Annotated in this window: 20 protein-coding genes and 2 pseudogenes; 8 read left to right on the top strand and 14 right to left on the bottom strand. The window is 41.8% G+C overall.

Annotated elements, in window-relative coordinates; genetic code table 11:
- A partial coding sequence (locus tag LC586_RS34005) for a hypothetical protein (protein ID WP_229489896.1) occupies positions 1-223 on the top strand: 223 nt, incomplete at its 5' end.
- A gap of 76 nt (positions 224-299) precedes the next feature.
- Positions 300-1,193 (top strand): peptidoglycan-binding protein, encoded by an 894-nt coding sequence (locus LC586_RS34000; RefSeq protein WP_229489895.1) that lies wholly within the window; start codon positions 300-302, stop codon positions 1,191-1,193.
- A 174-nt stretch (positions 1,194-1,367) separates the two neighbouring features.
- On the opposite strand, the gene hemJ is transcribed toward LC586_RS34000, so the two are convergent.
- The 4 genes and pseudogenes from hemJ to psbQ form a co-directional block, all read right to left on the bottom strand.
- Positions 1,368-1,949, bottom strand: coding sequence for a protoporphyrinogen oxidase HemJ (hemJ, locus tag LC586_RS33995; protein ID WP_229489894.1), 582 nt, complete (start codon positions 1,947-1,949; stop codon positions 1,368-1,370).
- Between the two features lie 318 nt (positions 1,950-2,267).
- A complete protein-coding gene (locus LC586_RS33990; RefSeq protein ID WP_229489893.1) occupies positions 2,268-3,119 on the bottom strand; it encodes an alpha/beta fold hydrolase in 852 nt (283 codons plus the stop codon).
- A 141-nt stretch (positions 3,120-3,260) separates the two neighbouring features.
- Positions 3,261-4,370, bottom strand: a complete 1,110-nt coding sequence (locus tag LC586_RS33985) for an NAD(P)/FAD-dependent oxidoreductase (protein ID WP_229489892.1) — start codon at positions 4,368-4,370, stop codon at positions 3,261-3,263.
- A 136-nt stretch (positions 4,371-4,506) separates the two neighbouring features.
- Positions 4,507-4,974: pseudogene (gene psbQ / locus LC586_RS33980) on the bottom strand (photosystem II protein PsbQ); the annotation flags it as partial.
- Between the two features lie 350 nt (positions 4,975-5,324).
- Here psbQ and LC586_RS33975 point away from each other — a divergent pair.
- Positions 5,325-5,753: a Tery_1686 family protein gene (locus LC586_RS33975; RefSeq protein ID WP_229489890.1), complete on the top strand. Its 429-nt coding sequence runs from the start codon at positions 5,325-5,327 to the stop codon at positions 5,751-5,753.
- Between the two features lie 195 nt (positions 5,754-5,948).
- Here LC586_RS33975 and LC586_RS33970 read toward each other — a convergent pair whose 3' ends face one another.
- Positions 5,949-6,431, bottom strand: a complete 483-nt coding sequence (locus LC586_RS33970) for a hypothetical protein (RefSeq protein WP_229489889.1) — start codon at positions 6,429-6,431, stop codon at positions 5,949-5,951.
- A gap of 282 nt (positions 6,432-6,713) precedes the next feature.
- On the opposite strand from LC586_RS33970, the gene LC586_RS33965 reads away from it, so the two are divergent.
- The gene (locus LC586_RS33965) at positions 6,714-7,031 is read left to right on the top strand and encodes a hypothetical protein (protein ID WP_229489888.1); all 318 of its coding nucleotides are present in this window, start codon (positions 6,714-6,716) and stop codon (positions 7,029-7,031) included.
- Positions 7,032-7,104: 73 nt separating this feature from the next.
- Here the strand turns inward: LC586_RS33965 and LC586_RS33960 are convergent, their stop codons facing one another.
- From LC586_RS33960 to LC586_RS33935, 6 genes are all read right to left on the bottom strand, one after another.
- Positions 7,105-8,595 (bottom strand): catalase, encoded by a 1,491-nt coding sequence (locus LC586_RS33960; protein ID WP_229489887.1) that lies wholly within the window; start codon positions 8,593-8,595, stop codon positions 7,105-7,107.
- A gap of 742 nt (positions 8,596-9,337) precedes the next feature.
- Positions 9,338-10,714, bottom strand: coding sequence for an alkaline phosphatase family protein (locus tag LC586_RS33955; RefSeq protein ID WP_229489886.1), 1,377 nt, complete (start codon positions 10,712-10,714; stop codon positions 9,338-9,340).
- Between the two features lie 109 nt (positions 10,715-10,823).
- The gene (eboE, locus tag LC586_RS33950) at positions 10,824-12,047 is read right to left on the bottom strand and encodes a metabolite traffic protein EboE (protein ID WP_229489885.1); all 1,224 of its coding nucleotides are present in this window, start codon (positions 12,045-12,047) and stop codon (positions 10,824-10,826) included.
- A 141-nt stretch (positions 12,048-12,188) separates the two neighbouring features.
- Positions 12,189-13,121, bottom strand: coding sequence for a UbiA-like protein EboC (gene eboC, locus LC586_RS33945; protein WP_309143419.1), 933 nt, complete (start codon positions 13,119-13,121; stop codon positions 12,189-12,191).
- A 125-nt stretch (positions 13,122-13,246) separates the two neighbouring features.
- On the bottom strand, positions 13,247-14,284 hold the full coding sequence (locus LC586_RS33940) for a TatD family hydrolase (protein ID WP_229489883.1): 1,038 nt from the start codon (positions 14,282-14,284) through the stop codon (positions 13,247-13,249).
- Between the two features lie 53 nt (positions 14,285-14,337).
- Positions 14,338-15,219 (bottom strand): EboA family metabolite traffic protein, encoded by an 882-nt coding sequence (locus tag LC586_RS33935; protein WP_229489882.1) that lies wholly within the window; start codon positions 15,217-15,219, stop codon positions 14,338-14,340.
- A 353-nt stretch (positions 15,220-15,572) separates the two neighbouring features.
- Between LC586_RS33935 and LC586_RS33930 the strand changes: the two are divergent.
- Positions 15,573-16,115: pseudogene (locus LC586_RS33930) on the top strand (3-dehydroquinate synthase family protein); the annotation flags it as partial.
- A 39-nt stretch (positions 16,116-16,154) separates the two neighbouring features.
- On the opposite strand, the gene LC586_RS33925 reads toward LC586_RS33930, so the two are convergent.
- The 3 genes from LC586_RS33925 to LC586_RS33915 all read right to left on the bottom strand — a co-directional run bounded on the left by LC586_RS33925 (position 16,155) and on the right by LC586_RS33915 (position 17,543).
- Positions 16,155-16,460: a HigA family addiction module antitoxin gene (locus LC586_RS33925; protein ID WP_109009071.1), complete on the bottom strand. Its 306-nt coding sequence runs from the start codon at positions 16,458-16,460 to the stop codon at positions 16,155-16,157.
- Between the two features lie 13 nt (positions 16,461-16,473).
- A complete protein-coding gene (locus tag LC586_RS33920; protein ID WP_229489881.1) occupies positions 16,474-16,767 on the bottom strand; it encodes a type II toxin-antitoxin system RelE/ParE family toxin in 294 nt (97 codons plus the stop codon).
- 77 nt (positions 16,768-16,844) lie between these two features.
- Complete coding sequence (locus LC586_RS33915) at positions 16,845-17,543, bottom strand: YdcF family protein (protein WP_229489880.1); 699 nt, start codon at positions 17,541-17,543, stop codon at positions 16,845-16,847.
- Positions 17,544-17,852: 309 nt separating this feature from the next.
- Between LC586_RS33915 and ctpB the strand changes: the two genes are divergently transcribed.
- From ctpB to LC586_RS33900, 3 genes are all read left to right on the top strand, one after another.
- On the top strand, positions 17,853-19,193 hold the full coding sequence (ctpB, locus tag LC586_RS33910) for a carboxyl-terminal processing protease CtpB (RefSeq protein ID WP_229489879.1): 1,341 nt from the start codon (positions 17,853-17,855) through the stop codon (positions 19,191-19,193).
- 587 nt (positions 19,194-19,780) lie between these two features.
- Positions 19,781-20,815, top strand: coding sequence for a glycosyltransferase family 2 protein (locus LC586_RS33905; protein ID WP_229489878.1), 1,035 nt, complete (start codon positions 19,781-19,783; stop codon positions 20,813-20,815).
- A 240-nt stretch (positions 20,816-21,055) separates the two neighbouring features.
- Entirely contained in the window at positions 21,056-21,451 is a 396-nt protein-coding gene (locus LC586_RS33900; protein ID WP_100903409.1) for a helix-turn-helix domain-containing protein, read from the top strand.
- Positions 21,452-21,470: the final 19 nt, after the last annotated feature.

The following is a 21,470-nucleotide window of genomic DNA, read 5'->3' as shown; positions in this document are numbered from 1 at the left end:
ACCGCCAGAGATGGTGTTAGGTACGCATGACAAGCGTCAAATCATTGAGGAGCCGTGTGAGGTGAAAGTCTCATGCACGGTTTTGAAGACCAACGGAGTTGGTGACAATTCCGTTGAGTTTAATCACGCAGACAACGAATCATCGATGGGGTTTGAGCTAGCGATCGCAACCGTATTGCTCTATAAACAAGCTTGTTCTGAATTTATACTTTTGTTTACTTAAGAGTATTGTTTCAAACAAAATCAATCGTGAAAATGATGTTTATACTTAGAAGTAAGTAAATTAAGGTAGGTGCATAATGAAACTACAAGATTTCTTGGGAAAAGATGAGAAATGGGCATTCGACGCGATCGCTGAGGATGCAGACTTAGCTCGTCAGATTCAGATACTGTTAATCGGCTTAGGTTTACTGGAACCTCCAGCAGATGGTAAATTTGGCCCTGTTTCTGTGATATCTCTCAAAAAATTTCAAGAATTAACAAAGACTGAAGAGAGTGGCTTTTTAGGAGCAGTCACAGCCAAAAAACTAATTGAAACCAAAATAGATGATCTTCCTAAACCCCCTTTAAAACTAGGCAATGACATCGCTAGTAAGATTGTGAAATATATGCTATCCAAAGGTTATCAGGTATTTACCAATCCAAAAGAATACAACATTGTTTATGTAGAGGGCATAGATGCAGACTGGAATCTCAACAGTGATACACCCAATCAATTTAACGATCGGCGGATTGTTATTGAAGTAGTAAATGGCGTTCCCAAAATCGTAGATCACTGGGAAGCTACTACAGAACCAGGGAAGTACTACACTTATAATCCGATGAATCCCAAAGGAGCAGCTAGGATTCAGTTTGGACAATACAAAGCTTGGGCTGTTGGTACTCACGGCACAGCAGAGCCTCACGAAGCATTAGTGCAAGTTGGAGATATAACTGTTTGTAGAGATTTCAACCAAGATTTTAAACGGACTGGCGACAAACTTGATACAGGTGATAATTTTTATGTGAATCAACACTACGGCTTTGATTTTCCCCGGAATGATATTCGCCTTGCTAGCGCGGGTTGTTTAGTAGGACGGACTCGTGAGGGACATAGAGAGTTTATGGCGATTATTAAACAAGACCGCCGTTATGTCGCTAATCGCAAATATACTTTTTACACTACCGTGATTCCTGGGGATGATTTACTGTAAACGTTTCCAGGATGAGGTAATAGTTAATGGGTAGCATTTGTTGTTGTGATGCAACCTTTGGCAGGGTAGCACAGCTGTTATAAGTGTCAACTTAACGTGAAAGACAAAACTTTTCCCTCTCCGACTCGGAGAGGGACAGACTTGAACTAAAGTTCAAGGCAGGGAGAGGTTTGTCTAACTTTGTTCTTGTGGTTGCCCTATCTGTGCCGTCAATTTTTCTTTATCTTGCCTGCGTTTTTTGGCGTAAAGTTGAATAGTGACTGCCATCAAAACAATCATGGCGAAAATAGCCCAAGCAGCGATATCTGTAGGTAGATTATTCTTAAACACAGCCAGCAACACGATCGCTACTAACATAACTGTGGGTGCTTCATTTAAAGCACGTAATTGCTGACTATTCCAGCCACATTCATCTACTGCTAATTTCTTCATCAGCCGAGCGCAGTAATGATGATAGCCAATTAAAATGGCAACAAACAGCAGTTTTATGTGCAACCAACCCTCTTTTAAAACGTCCGGTTCAGTGGTTAATAAACCGATGGCCATTGCGATCGTCACGTACATTCCTGGGTTGGTGATGATAGAGTAGAGACGCTTTTCCATAATTTGATACTGATTTTTCAGTATCGTTCGCGCTGGTTCAGCCTCTTGGTTCGCTTCAACGTGATAGATAAAAAGACGAACTAAGTAGAACAAACCAGCGAACCAAACTACAAATCCAACAATATGAAATGCTTTAAACCATGAATAAGCCATGAATACTAATCTCCTTTACTTGTGGCTGTGATGCATTTTTAATGGTAATAAAAAGTTCACAAATGCAGGCGGGGATAACATTTATCAATCTAGCAAAAATCCAGAATTTATTTTTTACCACAGATAAATATCTATGATTTATCTGTGGTAATCTTGGTTCATTTTTATAATATCGATTTTTGCCAGAGGTATATTAGACCTCTTGCATAAATCCAAAATAAGAACCCCACCCCGCCAAAGCTACGCTTTGTCTCCCCTCCCGAAGAGCTCTTAGGGGTTGGGGGTGGGGTGTTAGGGACTTTTGCCAGAGGTATATTCTCAATGAGCATCTTTACGACGCACAAAGGGTAAAAGGTCTTCCAAAATCGCTTCGTGGTAGTGTTCTTGAGGATAATGTCCAACGTTATTAAGTTTTATTAATTCGGTATTTGGTACAGAATTGGCAAAATTTTGGGCAATCTCTACGGGTAACCAAGGATCAATTATACCCCATTGAATCAGAATTGGCTGTTGCCATTCTTTAAAGCCAGATTCGATTTCTTTCATTGCTGAATCAAGCTGTAAATTGCGAATACTTGATAAGAGACTCCGCCCAGATGAAGAACTTTTTAAAAATGGTTTTCGATAAACATCTAATTCCTTATCTCCTATGCGATAACGGCTTCCACCTTCTAGCGTCCGGTCAACTAAAAGCGGGTCTTGGGTCATTACTTCACCTGCCAAAGGTAAACCCATTTGTTTAATTTTCCAGGGTAATCTGGCAGCAGTTGAAATTGGTGTATTTAAAATAGCTAAATTGGCAATTTGTTCTGGATGACGCAAAGCATATTGTAGTCCTACAGAACCTAAAAAACCTTGGACAACTAAAGAAAAATGTTCAAGTTCTAGCGCTTTAACAAATCCTTCTAAAGCTGTGATAAAAGCATCGGGAGTGTAAGCAAAATCTCGTTTTTCTGGTTTTAAAGAATTGCCGTAACCAATCCAATCTGGTGCGATCGCTCTTGTACCCTGATTCGCCAAAGCAGGTATAATATTACGCCAACTATAACTTTGTGAGACTAAGCCGTGTAGCAACAATACAGGCGCTAAGTCAGTTCTACCGATTGGTAAAGATTCCCGATAAAACCATTCCAGTGAATCTACATTGATTTTATGTTCTGTTATTGACACGCTATTTTCCTATATTGGGCATTGGGCATTGGGCATTGGGCATTGGGCATTGGGCATTGGGCATTGGGCATGGGGTCATTAGTTATTCTTTCTCCCCCTGCTTCCCCTGCTTCCCCTGCTTCCTCATCCCCCTCATCCCCCTCATCTCCCCACTTCCTGATGAATAATCATCTCACGAATCGCATAAGCCGTAGCGGGTGCTAGTAAAACGCCGTTGCGATAGTGTCCGGTAGCTAGGAGGATGTTACTAAACCCTGGTAACTTACCAATAACTGGGGCTGGGCGACCTTCAGGACGGGGACGTAACCCCGACCAAGTGCGGAGAATGGTTGCTGTGGCTAACTCTGGGCAAAATGCGATCGCTTCTTCTCTAACGGATTCCAGCAGTTCTTGATTTGGCGGTATCTCATCGCCATTGTTGGGAAATTCCACAGTTGCACCCACCCAATAATCTCCACCGCCCACAGGAACAATATGCACATCGTTACCCGTTATCGCTGGCTGGAAGTCTGGATTACCCAACGGATGCCCTACGTGCATTTGCAATGCTTGCCCAAGTACGGGGCGGATATCAATTATTTGATTTAATTTTGCTGTCAGTGGTGTTGAACCTAGCCCTGCTGCGACTACAAACCAATCAGCCGCTATTTTTCCTTCTGTAGTCTCAAGTTGATTGCAAAATTGGGGAGAAGATTCAGGTGGTGAGGTTTGGACATCCAAAACAGCCACACCAAATTTGAAAGTCACACCGTTTTGCTGGGCAGCCTCAACTAAAGCTAATGTGAGAGCAGTTGGATCAAGTTGACGATCTTGAGGAGAATAGACAGCGCCAGTAATTTGTTCGTTATTAATTTGAGGACAGATATTCTGGAGTTTAGCCCTATCCCATATTTCTAAATGCCAGCCTTGAGAGTGGCGAACTTCTACAAGTTTTTCCCATGCTGCTAAATTCTCCTCTTCCAAACCAAGACTGAGAATTCCCTGGCGGTTAAAGGGGATTTTGCGACCTGTTAAAGCTTCTAGTTCAGGAATCAAAGTGTCATAGCGTTGGATGCTAGTTTGTCGCATCTGCCAAGCTTTGCCCTTTATTTTTTGGCTGATTGCGCCCATCAAAACGCCAAGTGCAGCGCCTGTGGAAGCTTGTGCTGGTGGTTGCCGATCGCAAACTGTGATTTTCAGCCCTTTTACTTGACTCAGTTCATAGGCGATCGCAGCCCCAACCACACCACAACCGATAATAACTACATTCATGACTTGTGCTTTAAATGAGAAGTTAGGAGTTAGAAGTGAGGAGTTAAAAATTTAAAATTCCTAACTCTTGTACGCGATTAATCGCGTCTCTAACTCCTAACTCTTGTACAGACGCGATTAATCGCGTCTCTAATTTTTAACCCTCTTCTTTCTTAGGAAGCAGATTGAGGAATTTGTCAAGGTCTGCAAAAGCAGCTTCAGAGCTAGTCAAGGCAGGTTGAGGTTTGCCAGCACTAGTAGCTTTATCAAGTTTAACCAGGTCGTTAAACAAATCTCGCGTTATCTGACGTGCTGCGGGTTGGTCTTTGGGCAGAAGGTTGGGAGTGACATAAGTCAGGTTCAGTCTTGCTTCTGTTATGGGCCCATGTATAAAGTTACGCACATTGATCCAATCACCTCTTTGGATCAGGGTTTTCAACTCTTGTGAGCGATCGCGCACAGCCTGAATGTCAGGAACGTATGCTTGAATTCTTTCAAGTTGTGTTGCTGTGTAAGTAGGAGGTGCCACCGCGACACTAGGGCCGCCACAACTAATTAGGAATGTGGCCAATAATACTAGGAAAAATGAAAAAATCGAGCGTTGACGCACCATACATTCAACTTGATTACTGTTTTTTTGCCGATTAACAGTGTCATTTTAGATCGCTAGCGCAATTTATCGTTCTTATCAGCCAAGGATTTTGCAGAAAATCTTGATATTTTTTACAAAAAACAGGGTTTCACCTGCTTTTGAGGATTTTTTTAAGTATAATTACTTAATAGGTGTTAGCCAGTCCCAACAAGAAGCGATTTTTGGTATCTGTCTAGTAACCAGGATTGTTAGGGAAGTATGATTTAGAGTTGCTAAATCTCAAAGGTCTTGATAAGCTGAAACACCAATAATATAAGCCCTTCTGGCGGTTTTTCTGTCTTCACATCCCGGAAGATGCCGACGCAATATAGGAGTATTTTTTAGTGAACGCAGCTGAACAGGCAACGAACCTTGAACTCGCCAGCAACATTGCTACGGTGGTTAATTTGTTCAAATTCGAGTTTCCTGATGCCAAATCTGATCTCAAACCCTGGAAGAATGACCCGGAAACCAGAGAGTTAGTCGATCCAGACTCTATAGATATTGGCTTTCACTTTCCTGGTATCAGCAAATCTTGGCGAAGTCGCAGTATTTTAATTCAAATCCGATTTTATCAAGATCCCATCAATAATTCCCGCCGTGCGATCGGCGTGGAGGTAGCTGGATTTGATCATCGCGGTGAAGCGTGGCGACTTTCTACGGTAGATAACTGGAGTATTGTCGGCGCATCTTCGCCTTCTGATGAAATTGAGGATAAGCTCAAACAGATTTGCCGACAGATTTTAGAAGTTTTTAATAAATCAAGTGAATAAAATCAACTTGTGTCAGAGAAAGTAGTGAGGAATAATACAGAGGAGAGCTTTGCGTAGGCGTAGCCACCCATATCACAATGACCACCATAATATTTGTACATGGCATAGGCATTAGGGAACGAGAATACAACGAAACCTTTCAGATAATTGAGCAAAACATTCACGCCCAACGTCCTGACATTTGGATTGGCGGGGCTAGCCAAAATAAGAAAAGACTACCAATTTAAAACTTGGAATTACAACAATCTCTGCTTCGTCTTTGGAGGAGTAGTAGCTTCCTTTTTGAGAAGCAGCGAGAAGGATTTGAGACAACAGTGAGTGACTTGCACCCGAACAACCCAAACCTGGCCAAGTGCCTTCACTCGTCCATGAATTGGGAACTGGTGTTTCTTTCCATGAACTATAGGTATAGCGACGAGCTTTGCTTTTTCTTGAATAGATAGCGTCTTTAAAAAAATCGAGACCTTTGCGGGAAATGGCATCCGCAGTTGCATCTGATAGTCGAAATATAGCTGCGCCACAACCCTCTCGAATATCACTCACACCGCCAATGTGTATGGCGTAGGTTATCCCAATTTTCGCCGGGATAAAATCACTATACCAATAGTAGTTAAAAACCGACCATGCTACATATACAGTAATAATTATTGAGGCAATGATTTTTACAATTTTTTTCATTAGCCAGACAAAGGAGTTGAACAATTCAAAGGTAACTTATTCTCATAGCAAAACCTTCCTTTTTGTCAATTTTTAGGGAATAAAAAGCCAAAATTTCCGATTTCAAACTTCTTTAACCCTTGAATGATATTGAATAATTTTCTAAATTAAGGCAAAGTTGAAAGCAACGTCAGCTTTCCAACTAACTCTTTATCAGGAATATAATTAATTACACAATGTCATTGCGATCGCAACGCCTAGAATTACTTTTCTACGATATGCTTTGCGATGGGAGCGATCGTAATGACTGTAAATATTTTTGTTTATCTATTTAATGAGCCTCTGAACCCCATTAATGAGTATTTTAGCTCCATTAATGAGTCTCTGAACCCCATTAATGAGTCTTTGAACTCCATTAATGAGTATTTTAGCTTCATTAATGAGTATTTTAGCTCCATTAAAGAGTCTTTGAACTCCATTAATGAGTATTTTAGCTCCATTAAAGAGTCTTTGAACTCCATTAATGAGCCTTTGAACTCCATTAATGAGCCTTTGAACTCCGTTAATGAGTTTGTTTTCATTGATCAAATCCCCGACTTCTTCAAGAAGTCGGGGATTTGAATCTAGCTTAAGTACGTAACCCACCATCCAGGTTTTCGGTGCGTTAGCCTACGGCATAACACACCCTACGAAACTACGAGGCTACAGGTTGAGCAGTAGCAGAAAACATTGAGGGATCAATTGAAATGCCCAATCCTTCAGCTACACGACGACCATAAGAAATATCTGCCCGGAAAAAGTGGCAAAGTTGACGCATTTGGATGTCCTGTCTCGCTTGACTCAGACTACCGACGATATTTTTAGCAAGACGCTCTTGCTGCTCAGGAGTTAGTAACCGATAAAGATTACCAGCCTGGGTGTAATCGTCGTTTCCTTCACGATGACTGTAACGATCGACTGTGACATCGCCCAAATGGGTAGGTGGTTCTGCATAAGCTGGATTTTCTTTAGGCGTACCCTCAGCACTATTCGGTTCATAGTTAGGAGTGCTACCGCCGTTGTTTCCCGATGCCATAAAGCCATCTCGCTGATAATGCATCACTGGACATTTAGGCTGGTTGACAGGTAGTTGCTGATAGTTACCACCCAAGCGATACCGTTGAGCATCTGGGTAAGAAAAGATGCGAGCTTGAAGCATTTTGTCTGGAGAAAAACTAACACCCGGAACCACCGCGCTAGGGCTAAAAGCGGCTTGCTCAACTTCAGCAAAATAATTCTCTGGGTTACGATTTAGCTCTAATATCCCGACTTCGATTAAAGGATATTCTCCTTGTTTCCAAACTTTCGTCAAGTCAAAGGGATTATCTGGATGTTTTGACGCTTGCTCCTCAGTCATTACCTGAATACACATCCGCCATTTAGGATAGTCTCCTTGAGCGATCGCTTCAAATAAATCATGAGTCGCATGATCAGGATCTTCGCCCTTAATCTTAGCCGATTCTTCCTCCGTCAAGGTTTGATGCCCTTGCAGCGTTTTAAAGTGAAATTTGCACCAGACGCGTTCGCCCTGAGCATTAATCAAACTAAAGGTGTGGCTACCGAAGCCATCCATGTGTCGATAGGTTTTCGGAATTCCCCGATCTGAAAACAGGATCGTCACCTGGTGGAGCGATTCTGGACTGAGTGACCAAAAATCCCATTTTGCATTCTGGTCTTTGCAATTGGTTTGAGGATTGCGCTTTTGGGTATGGATAAAATCAGGAAACTTCAGGGGGTCGCGGATGAAGAAAATAGGGGTATTGTTGCCTGTAATATCCCAGTTGCCCTCTTCAGTATAAAACTTGATGGCAAAGCCTCTAGGGTCACGCTCGGCATCTGCTGAACCCTTTTCTCCCCCGACTGTAGAAAAGCGCAGAAAAACTTCCGTTTTCTTGCCAATCTCAGAAAAAAGTTTGGCTTTAGTGTAGCGCGTGATGTCATTGGTAACAGTAAAAGTACCATGAGCAGCCGCACCTTTGGCATGGACAACGCGCTCAGGAATACGTTCTCTGTTGAAATGAGCCAATTTTTCTAGGAGGTGGAAATCCTGTATTAATACAGGGCCACGCGATCCGGCTGTAAATGAGTTCTGGTTATCGGCAACAGGAATACCGTCAGCAGTTGTTAAGTGTTGGGGTTCAGTCATGGATAAAGAAGTTCTCCGTTAAGTTCTTGAGATTGCCAAAGTAAAATTTAGCCAGCAGATAGGCGGTTGCCCACTAATGCAGCTAATTAAGTCATAGTCATAACTAGTTCATATATAAAACATACTCGATATGACTATGGATTGCCACAAAATGTTTTGTATTTTTGGAATCTGTAGTGATGCATATATCTGTATTGGTGTCAACTTAAGGTGAAAGCCAGCTTAAAAAAAGCTTTTAGGGATTATCTTCGTTCCCCTGCTCTGACTGGGAATGCCTACTAGGGGGGCTGCCGCCTTCTTACTCGCGGCAGAGCCGCCATGAGAAGCATTTCTAGCCTCTGGCTAGAAACGAGGTTTTGAAGGACATAAGTTGTTACGCATGACAGCTATAGCGCTTCTCGGTTGAGTCCAATACAGACCTAACGCAGCCCCTTAAGAGCTAGCGTTGGGGAGTAATACCAATTCTGTATGAAGATGCGCTAAATCATATTTAAGTACAAGAAAGAAGAAAGAAAAACGAACCGCATAGACGCGGAGCGGCTTCCCGCAGGGTAGGACGCAAAGGACACAAAGAAAGAAAGAAGTTAAAAGGGTTTGGCGCAGCTTCACAAATAAATGGTATAAGATTTAAAGTAGGTTGGGTTGAGGAACGAAACCCAACATATTGTGGGGTTTGTTGGGTAACACTAAAGTTCAACTCAACCTACCAATATTCTTAACCGAAACGTATTACCCCGACTCCCTACTCCCTATTCAAATGTTTGAGAATCAACGAGCAAACATCTGTCGCCTCAATGCGATTTGTATCAACTAGGTGAGTTTGATGGGTGATAAATAGAGGCCCTTCAGCTGTCGAAGTGCTAATGTTACCGTGAGAGCCACGTACTAGAGAAGCATCCAGAGGAATCACATCCATTAAGTAGCGAAAACCCAGTTGTTTCTTAAGTAACTTGAGAGCAATTTTTCCTTGAGGAAATTTAATTTGCGGATCAAGGAAAAGTTCTACAGGATCGTAACCAGGTTTGCGGTGGATATCTACAGTTCTAGCAAAATCAGGCGCTTTTGCATCATCGAGCCAATAATAATAGGTAAACCAAGCGTCAGGCCCGGCGATCGCTACCAACTCTCCCGATCTAGGATGAGCAATATGGTAGGTTTGCTTACCCTCTTCATCCAATACCTGGGCTACGCCTTCAGTCGCTTCTAAAAGCGATCGCACTTTCGGGATATATGCTGGATCATTCACATACACATGAGCAATTTGATGATCGGCAACAGCAAAGGCAATGCTAGCACCAAAATCGAGCAGTTCTCGTCCCAATTCTTCCCGCACAGCAATTAAACCGTTTTCCCGTAATACGCGGTTGATATCCACAGCTTTAGAGACTGGGGTAATGCCATACTCAGAAAGAATAATTACCTGAGTATTACGTGCTTGATAATATTCAATTAAATCGCCACAAACAGCATCAATTTCTTGCAAATCAGCTTGGATGTGTTTTTCATCATGACCAAATCGTTGCAGACAGTAATCTAAATGTGGCAGATAAACCAGTGATAATGTAGGGCTGTAACGTTCCTCAATCCATTTTGCTGAATTGGCAATCCATTGACTAGAACTAATGGTAGTTTTTGGGCCCCAAAAATCGAATAAAGGGAAGTTTCCTAAATCAGATTGAATTTGCGATCGCACATCACTAGGATGGGTATAAATATCAGGTAATTTTCTCCCATCTGCGGGATACATCGGGCGCGGTGTAATGGCATAATCGACTGAAGAGTACATGTTGTACCACCAAAAAAGATTGGCACAAGTGAAGTTTGGATCAATTGATTTAGCTATTTCCCAAACTTTGGGAGCCTGCACTAGTTTATTAGATTGTCGCCAAAACTTCACTTCACATTCATCGCGGAAGTACCAACCATTAGCGACAATTCCATGCTCATCAGGCAATTTTCCTGTTAAATAAGTAGCCTGAACAGAACAAGTTACAGCAGGTAAAACTGTTGCGATCGGGACTACTTGCCCAATAGCTGCCCAAGAAGATAAAAACGGTGTGTTTTCTCCTAGTAAACCGGGCGTTAATCCCACGACATTTAGAACAACAGTTTTCTGCATAAACTTAATCCTCTCTTATCCAAATTAAAAAATTAACTAGAAAAGCACAATAATGCATCTCTAAACATTTAAACCAAAAAAGCCAGTTGAAATATTTCCAAATTACGAATTACGAATTACGAATTATTTTTAATACCCACTCATATTCTCGCTGAATAGAAGTCAGCAAATCTATCTTCATTTCTGCTGGTAATACATCCCAAGTGTAAGTTTCAATTTCTAAATGTGAGCAAGCATTATTTGTGTTAAGTAGATGTAAAACAGTAGCAATGTCATCTTGGGTAGACTGCAAAATTTGATAATCATGAATAAAAATTGGGACATGAAAGTGAGTACGCCATTCTTCAGCTAGAGATTGTTCTAAATGCGGTAATGCAGTTATTAAGTCAGGATAGTGATGGAGTGTACCATCACTGCGACGTTCTATTACTTGGTGAAGATAAGTAGATTCAGCAAAAGGACGTAAGCGTTCAACTATCAAACTACGCTTTTCAATATCAGCAGGTATTTTTACTTTAATTGCGGCGCTGATTTGAATTTTGCCAATTTTAATTCCTGCCGATTGGAAACGCGCAAATACGGATTGTGGTTCCTCATATTCAACTGAAAAATGGCAGGTGTCATAGCAAACCCGAACGTGATCTAGCAATTTAGTTTCTGCTAGACTCTGTTCAATATTTAATTTTTCTGATAAGTAATTACCGCCAATTGGTAATAGCCAATTTTGATAAAAATCAATTACTTCTGAGGTATTTTCAATTAAACCATCAGGCTCAGGTTCTAAATCAATATGGAGTATCTTTCCTGTTTCTTCGCAGATGCGAATCATTTCTACAACAACTGATGCTATATTTAAACAACTCTTTTTCAGAACTGTCTCGAAAGTTGCTTGGTCTTTTTCCCACCAAGGTTTATAGGATAATGGCAGCGTAGAAATCCCGCCATCAAGTCCTTCTGGTAATAGAGTAGCTAAAATTTGTGCCAAATTTAATGTATAATTTATTCGTTTCTGTGTAGACCAATCTGGTGCATAAACTTGATCTTTCACTACCTGTCGATGGAATCCGCCATAAGGGAATCCATTTAAAGTGAAAACGTATAAATCTTCTTGACTAAGCCACGCTTGGAATTGAGCCAAGTTATTATTTTGTAACAGCTCTTTGGCAGCTGCATCTGCTAATCTTAAACCAATACCAAAATGTGCTGTTGGTGATAAACGTGATTTGAGATTGAGAACATATTTTTCTAAATTTGCGGAAACCTCTAGCCAACTTTCACCAGGGTGAATATTGCTGCAATAAGTTAAGTGATTATTGTTTTTTGTAATTTTCATTTTCTAGCTTTATTCCTTGTATATGTAATTTCTTTGGCTTATACTATTTCACAAAATACCTGCCACATATTCAGTTGTATAGGCGCACATCTTGCGCCCATACAACTGATTTATGGTATTACTGGGTGTATACATTCAAATTTAAGTAACAGCAAATACTTTTGCTAACTTCATAGAAAATGGTAGCAAAATTAGAATGAATAAGCCGTAATACAAACCAGCAAAACCAGATGCAACAGTTGCATCTAAAACTATTAGAGATAAAATGCCTATTTTCACGGCATTTTGGATATTTTCGGCTACTGGTTCACGCGCAGCTTTGATAAAATTAGGCACTACTCGAATAGCTAATAAAACAGCAAATGGTAGTGCTGCGATCGCTGCATAGTCTCCTAATAATCCTAAAGCTAAAACTGCCGTCAAAACTATTGCAATCAGCAGTAATGCGAGTACTCCCGTAATCTTCTTACCTCCGTGAACTTCACCCTGACTAATTGCGGTAATAGCAGCAATGTAAAAAATAGGAATCAGCGCTAAATACCAACGTTCTCCTATCATTGCGGGTAGAGCACTTACACCTAATAATAAGTTACTGCCACGACACAAACCCATATTTAAAGGGCCAAAAAAAGGATGATGTTTGGCGAGTGAATTATACAGTAGGCATGAAAGAGTGATCAATATAGCGATCGCACCACTCACCAACGATACTTGAAAAGCAGCTATAATCCCGATCGCAAACAGTATACTCCCCAATAAAGTAGCGTTTTGACGAGATACGCGACCACTGGGAATTGCTCTATTTGGTCGCTCTTTTGCATCTAATTCAGCATCAAAAACATCATTAAAAACTACACCACCGCCATATAAACCAGTTGTAGCCAATAACAACCAAGCTAATGGAATTAGTATGGTAAAACTTGCTTCTCCATTGATTAATTGAGCCAAAATAATCCCAGCGCCGGAAGCAGCAAAGCCAACAAGAATATCCGCCCAAGCAGTAACAATATTAGCAGGACGCATCAATTCCAGATAACCCCGCCAGCTTTGAAAATTTAAGCTTGCAACATTCACTTATTTTCCTCCGTGCCTAATAAATTTTTCAAAAAAACGCATATTAAAAATGAATCAGATATTTATACAATTCCTCTTCCCCACTCCCTAGTACAGACGCGATTAATCGCGTCTCTCCCCATTTTCTACTCTATCAACACATAATCTGAAACTGATTTGATTCCTGGTTCTTGTCCCCGCAACACAGAATTGCCATTGAACAACTGACGCTGATCGATAGATTGGGGATTGAGCCAGTCTGATGCTTGCATCTGCCCAGTTTGACTGTAAGCAGCTAGGGCATTTTCATAACAAACTGCTCGTACATGTTCTTCAGGAATACCCCTATCTAACATCAACTGAGCCGTTTTCGGGACTGCTAAAGGATCGCTAATACCCCAATCAGCACTACTATCTACAATGATCCGATCACGTCCATATTTACGGACAACTTCAACCATTCTGGCGTTACCCATCTTCGTCTGTGGATAAATTGTAAAAGCTGCCCAAAAACCCCGTCCTAATACTTCCTCAACGGTTTCCTCGTTGTTGTGGTCAATAATTACTTGTGAAGGATCTAAGCCATATTCAATACAGCGATCCATACTCCGACTAGCACCCGCCTTTTTATTGCGATGAGGCGTATGAATTAGCACCAACATATCGAGTTCTTTGGCTAATGCTAACTGTTGACAAAAGTACTTATCTTCTGCTTCTGTCATGTCGTCGTAGCCAATTTCACCAATAGCAACAACACCTTCTTTACAGGCATAAAGTGGTAGCAGTTCTATAACTTCTGCTGCTAATGCCTCATTGTTAGCTTCTTTCGGATTGAGGCCGATTGTGCAGTAGTGTTGGATGCCAAATTGACTAGCACGAAACCGTTCCCAGCCCACAAGACTACTGAAGTAGTCTTTAAATGTGCCAGCGTTTGTTCGCGGTTGTCCTAACCAAAAGGCTGGTTCAATAACGGCGACAATGCCATATTCCCGCATTACTAAGTAATCGTAAGTAGTGCGCGAACACATGTGAATGTGAGGATCGATGAACATCATGGTTTTAATGATTGGGAATTGGGCATTGGGAATTGGGCATTGGGCATTGGGCATTGGGCATGGGGCATTGGGCATGGGGCATTGGGAATTGGGCATGGGGCATTGGTTATTTTCCTTGTTCCCCCTCATCTCCCTCATCTCCCTCATCTCCCTCATCCCCACTCCCCACTCCCCACTCCCTTTCATTTGTAAACAAAAAGACCATCGCGGCTAAAACTGCTCCAAGTCAGATTACCTTTTTGAATGGATGACTGTAAATCTGGGTAACGGGAAAGTAATGCTTGCGCTTGGGGTAAAGCAGACTCAGCACAAGCTAACGCTGCTGCTTCTTGCTCGTGTATATCCCCATTAGCCAGTACTTTTTCCAAATCTGTGATGATTGCACTATCCGCAAACCGTCCTACAGATCGCCAAAGTTCTGGCGTAACTGAGCGTTTAGCTGCCCAACGTTCATGGGCATAGTCTGCTAACATCCTCGCCAATTCTGGATTAGCACGCCGATCTAGTCCCCAAATTAGATGCAACGGACTGCCGACAAACACAGCTTTTAGCACCATCTGATTCCAAGCAGCATCATCTAAATAATCTGCTGGATAAGGATTTCGTAGTGCGATCGCTTGAAATACATTACTCATATTGCTGCGAATTCCCTCAGCAGCGCGATGGCGATGTAACTCTGGATGTGGTAATAGCGGCAAACTTTGATAAAGGACAACTAACTCCCCCATATCGGCAGTGGAGAAGAATTTATCAAGCGATCGCACATAGCCCTCAGCATCATCATGGGGCAAAGCTAGAAGCAAGAGTGTACGACCTGCTTGATCTACACTCCAATGACCAGGATACCAACCGGGAATCACATCCTCTGCTGCTTCCAAGTCCTGGAATGTTAGCTGCAAATCCTGTTTACCTAGATAACGCGGCACAGCACTAAAAGCCGTAAAAAACACTCTCTCAGCAGCGCCGCTAGCAATCTGCGATCGCTTCTGTTCCAGCCAAGCAAAAGCTTTCTCTGAAACAGACTTTAACAGCCAGTGATGCAGTAACTCGTTTACTTTACTCATGATGAATTTCAGGAGAAGTTGCCCAACTTTTTTGTGGCAACCAAGTATAAAATCTAGCACTAAACTTGATACTTTGTGATTCAAGCAGCTAGATAATATACTACTGAAATCATAACTTCACTGAATCTATAAAAATATCCTGACTTTCAATAAGATACTGTAAAGATACCATTTCAATTAGATAAAGCATCAAATTTTTTGACGGAATAAAATTATAATTTAATGTAATAATGATATCCATAAATGATATCCATAGCAATCTTAAATATAAAGTTTAGGCAATCAATAAAGTTTTTAATAGATGTGATTTTTAAGTTTATAAATTCAAGTAAACACACTTCAAAATTACGATAGATTTCTTCGATTTCATTATGTCTAATGCCGATAAATTGGCTAATCGAGACATGGACATAATGGAAAGGCTGATCTATCGCTGTTCCCAATTGCACTTAGAGCATATTGCTGGTAGCGGCGACCCCTTTGAAATGGGTTCATCGCGTCCTTTGGACTTTGGACACTGGGCTGCTCACAAACTAGAGCATTTAACTAATTACAGCCTACGTCATGGTGAATCTGTAGCGATCGGCATTGCTTTAGATACGACCTATTCATATTTAACAGGGCAACTCTTACAATCTGAGTGGCAAAGGGTTCTAAGTACACTCAAGAAATTAGGCTTTACCTTGTATGTATCAGCACTGACAGAACAATTAGATCAGCTAGATCATCCGCATTGTCTATTTAGGGGGCTTACCGAGTTCCGTGAACACTTGGGAGGAAATTTAACAATCACTCTTCTACAAAGAATCGGGAAGGGAATAGAAGTTCATCAGGTGGATTTGTCTTTGTATAGAGATGCTATTTCGATGCTCCAAGATTGGGAAATTTTACATTAATTCTCCCTTGGATGCATCACCCAATTTTCCAGGCGATCGCTACTTCGTGGTTCTAAATTGCAAAATACTTTTTAGCTCCTCTTCTTCTTCCTTAAGAACGTGGTAAAGTTCCCAATTCTGTTGGAGGTTTAACCAAAACTCTGAACTATTTCCAAAAAACTTTGATAACCTTATTGCCGTACTAGGTGTAATACCTCGCTTTTGATTTACAAGCTCATTTATTCGCTGATAAGGAACGTGAAGTGCATCTGCAAGTTCTCTTTGGGTTATTCCCATTGGGTCTAGAAAATCTTTAAGTAATATTTCACCTGGATGTGATGGGGGTCTATACTTTGGAACTCTCATCTATTGTTATCTCCTAATGGTAATCGACTATTTCAACTTCTGATGCACCCTGGAGTGTCCATATAAAGCAAATTCGATATTGGTCATTAATCCGAATGCTATGCTGACCTTTACGAGTGCCTTTTAGTACTTCTAACCTGTTACCCGGTGGAACTTTAATGTCATCTAGAGATAACGCTGCATTAAGTTGATCTAATTTTCGACGGGCAACTTCCCAACAGTATATAGGACATTGCTTTCGAGCTTCCTTTGAGTCATTGCCATCAAAAATATCTTCGGTTCCTTGATCCTTAAATGATACTATCATAATTAACATGATAACCGTGTTATCATGCTACCAAAAACGGAGTAGCATTATAGTCCTCTAATAAATCCTCATCCCCCTTATTTCCTCAACCCGCCTTGGTGTTCACAATGAAAACCTCGATTCTCCCAAGCTTGCATATCTACTTCGGTAAGTCTTGTTACATTTGAGCATTGCGGTTGAATAATTTGACTTACAATCGCCCAAAATAAGCTGCGTGTTACATCTAATCCAGTTTTGGCCCAAGATTCACTATTACCAGGAACACCCAACTCCTCAACAATTTCTGTCTCTACCCAAATACCATGAGCGCCCAAGAGAATCTGTGCCATCCATTTGGCTCTGGGTAAATGACTTGGCGAGGTAATCAACATGACTTTATGCACTCCCCAACGTAGCAAAATTGGAATACCATAATAAAAATTTTCAAAGGTAGAATTCGCGCAGTTTTCTAACCAAACGTTTTGTAACCTTGCTAATTCCGCCTGAAAAATTAACCATATACAAGGGTCTGGGGAACCATGAGAAATTAAAATTGGGGTTTGCGGGTATTGTTTTGCTTGTTGGGCAACATAAGTTTCTCGACGAATACTGCCACCAAGCACAAAGAAAGCATCTACTGGCTGCGAAGAAGCAAAAACTAAGGTTATAGTGGTAAAAATCAGCCAAGTGCCCAAAACAAAGTACAATCCACCAGTTAGTTTTTGTAACGATTGCCACAGATTAGCAAAATTTTTTTTAATAGAAATTAACGATTTGATGGTAAATTTACGTTTCATGACTTAGGTAAGAAAAGCTGATTTAATGGCTGTCTAACAGTACTGCAATTCAGTAATCAAAGTGCTATGTTATAAAAGTAATGAATAAGTACAAAAATGACGCTGATCAAAGTGTCACATGTTCAGTATAGCCTTCCGGAGAAGGCTAACAAACTGAGAAATGGTTGTTAAGAATGCAGTATTTTCGGCATCATTCAACGATAAAAATGATGAAGGGAGCAGAGCTTAGTTTGGGGTATAAAAACTTAAAAGTCTCTTGAAAGCCTGATTGCTAAACTGTCAATAACACAATTATTCCAGCTAATATACATGAACCAATCTGCGAAAAGTTACTCGCCGCTCCAAGTAGCCTTGATTGGTGGAGCGATCGCCACTACTGCTACTATGTCTTTGTTCGGCACCGCTTGGACTCGTGGTGTCCGTGCCGCTCTAGCCCTACAAGACAGCCCGAAAGTGATAGTTGACCAAGTATGGCAACTGGTGAATCATGAATATGTTGATGGCAAATTTAATCAACAAGATTGGCAAGCAACCAGGCAAAGCCTGTTGAGCAAAGACTATTCTTCTCGGGAAGAAGCTTATACTGCCATCCGCGAAGCTTTACAAAAGTTGGGAGATCCTTACACTCGATTCATGGACCCCAAACAGTTTGAAGCTCTGACTAGCCAAACATCTGGGGAAGTCTCTGGTATTGGCATTCGGATGGAAGTGAACGAAAAAACTCAGCGCCTCACTGTTGTCGAAGCCATAGAAAATTCTCCAGCACTGAAAGCTGGGATCAAAGCAGGCGATGAAATTTTAGCAATTGACGGCAAACCCACTCTCAAAATGAAAGTGGATGATGCTTCTAAGCTAATTCGTGGCAAAGCGGGTACTGCCATCAAGCTAAAGCTGGGACGGGCGGGGCAAACTGCCTTTGATTTGAAGTTAACAAGGGCAAATATTGAAGTGCCAACGGTACGTTATACCCTCAAGCAAGAAGGGAATCGCCGCGTTGGCTATATCCGTTTGCGAGAATTTAGCGCTCATGCCGCAGAACAAATGCAACGAGCCATCCGCGATTTGAACACTAAGAAAGTTGATTCTTATGTCTTGGATTTGCGGGGAAATCCTGGCGGGTTGTTACAGGCGAGCATTGAAATTGCCCGGATGTGGTATAATGACGGCGGCATTGTCAAGACAGTAGACCGTGTGGGCGGGACTGAAGAAACTAAAGCCAATCGCACTGCTCTAACAAATCGTCCTTTGGCGGTCTTAGTGGATGGTAATTCAGCTAGTGCTAGCGAAATCCTCACAGGGGCACTCAAGGATAATAAGCGGGCGGTAGTCATAGGTGGTCAAACCTTTGGTAAAGCTTTAGTGCAGTCGGTTCATGAACTCGCAGATGGTTCCGGCTTGGCTGTCACCATTGCCCATTACTACACCCCGGCGGGAACGGATATTAACCATAAAGGGATTGCCCCAGATATCAAGCTAGACTTGACAGAGGCACAAGAGCGGCAGTTGGCTTCTAATCCAGATTTAATCGGAACTAAGAGTGATCCGCAATATGCCCGTGCGATCGCAATTTTATCAAATAACAACTTTGCCCAACCGCCAGCAAATCAGCCCACTCGACCCATGAGCCGCGCTGATAAACTGAAATTTTAGATTGACGCCAGTGATTTGTTGCCAGGTGTTTATAAAGGGTAGGTTGAAAACCCCGGAGAAAAAGCAATGTAGTTGCGTATTTCGTGTAAACCGGGGTGAAAACCTTAGCTTTTGGGCTTTAGCCCTCAGTGTAATGTGGTATAGTTACTGTAGTGGAAGGGTAATTAACCATTTAAAAAACCCTATTGCTACCTAACACGTAGACGCTGAACCTTGACAATTGAAGATATAGGGTTCTATTCCACAGTTCTAGAACATCCCAGGAATAGGTAAAATCTTCTCTACGAGACGCTAACGCGAACATGGGAGCTAGACGACCAGCATTAAACTTCAAACAAACTTTGCAGTAATGCAACTACGGTAGGGCATACCGAAAGTTAAAGCTTCTCTTCGAGACGCTGCGCGAAGGGGAGAGAACCACAAGGAGGCTTAGATACCGCAAGGGGTCTAGGTTAAGTGGACTCGTTGAACCAAGAATCCCCTCGGCAATAGCTGCGGGGAGTGTCAAGAAAACTGCTTGATATACCGTTCCAGGATTTTAGTTTGGGAATACTAGCTAGTAATCCCATCTCCCAAATCTCAGATTTATGAATCATCAGCCAGTTGATGCAACCACCGCCACCAGCTTTTTACCAATGGTGTCGGTGGTTGTTCCTATTTATAACGGTGAGGCGGATTTACCAGAGTTAATCAATTGTCTGTTGTCTCAAACTTACCCGAAAGACCGGGTAGAGTACTTGTTAGTGGACAATAATAGTAGCGATCGCACTCTCACCATCCTTAAAACATCTGCCGAAAATTGCCCCATCACAATCCGCCCATTGAGCGAAAACCTAATTCAAAGCTCATACTCTGCTCGTAATACTGGGATTCGCGCCGCTACGGGTGAAATTATCGTTTTTACTGATGCAGATTGTCGTCCACAACCGCAATGGTTACATACATTAATTCAGCCTTTTGTCAACAAAGAAGTGGTAATTGTCGCTGGTGAAATTTTGGCACTACCAGGCATAACTCTGCTAGAACAGCACGCAGACCGTCAAGAAACTTTGTCGCAAAAGCATACCCTTAACCATTCCTTTCGTCCCTATGGTCAAACCGCTAATTTAGCGATTCGACGCAATGCCTTAGAAAAAGCGGGTTTATTTCGTCCCTATCTTACCACTGGTGGCGATGCCGATATTTGCTGGCGGATTTTGGGGGAAAACATCGGGCGTTTGGAATTTGCCCCGAATGCGATCGTTCAGCACCGCCACCGCAATACACTTAAAGAACTGCAAAGTCAATGGCGGCGCTATGGACGCTCAAATCGCTATCTACACGAACTGCACGGTGTAGATTTGATGCGAGATATTACACTCAAAGAATGCGGCTATCGTTTGGCACGTTGGTTATTAAAGGAAATACCAAGGGATATGAAAAAGGCGTTGGCGCAGCCCGCACTTCTCTACGAGACGCTGCGCGAACGACAAAGCTCAGTGACCACCGCAGGCATCGCGGGTAAAGCCACCCTTGTAGATTTATTAAATACTCCCATTGGTTTGTTCACTGCTTGGGCGCGTGCTGCTGGGCAACGAGACGCCAAGTTGCCAGAAAATGCCAAGATAATTGATCGACTGTAACAATATTAGGGCGCTGGAATATGAGCAGTCAGTTCTGTAGGGAGTACAAAATGCCCAGTTCTGCCATATTTATTTAGATGTGTCCACTTTTGCAAATAACCCGGTGCTTTCCTGCTCAATAGGGTCTGAAGACTTGAAAAAGGCATGGGATTTGCTTCCCCTACTCTTTTATAGCGGTTCCTACTTGAGTCAAATACACTGTAGGATAATGGAGTATATTAAAGTCTAAGTACCTGTGGAATGAAACCTTACTCCAGCGATCTGCGCCAAAAAGTAATTAACGCACATAACAATCAAGAAGGCTCTCAACGACAACTGGCAAAAAGATTTAGTGTCAGCTTGAGTTTTGTTCAAAGTTTACTCAGACGATACCGTAACAGTGGAACAGTTGAGGCAAAGCCTCGGGGTGGAGGTCAAAAACCGAAACTCAATCATGAGCAACTGGCATTAGTAGAGTTATTAGTAGAGTCAGATAATGATGCTACATTAGTGGAATTGTGTGAGCAATTAGAACAAAAAACTCAGTTAAAAATAAGTCGTTCCACAATGGGCAGAATCACACAAAAACTGAATCTGACGCGTAAAAAAAAACATTGCACGCCAGCGAAAAATATACCGAACGGGTGCAAAAACTAAGGGCAGAGTATTGGACAAC

The organism is Nostoc favosum CHAB5714, from assembly GCF_020829495.1.
In the GTDB taxonomy this organism is placed as follows: domain Bacteria; phylum Cyanobacteriota; class Cyanobacteriia; order Cyanobacteriales; family Nostocaceae; genus Nostoc; species Nostoc favosum.
This window is presented reverse-complemented; position numbering and strand designations above follow the sequence as displayed.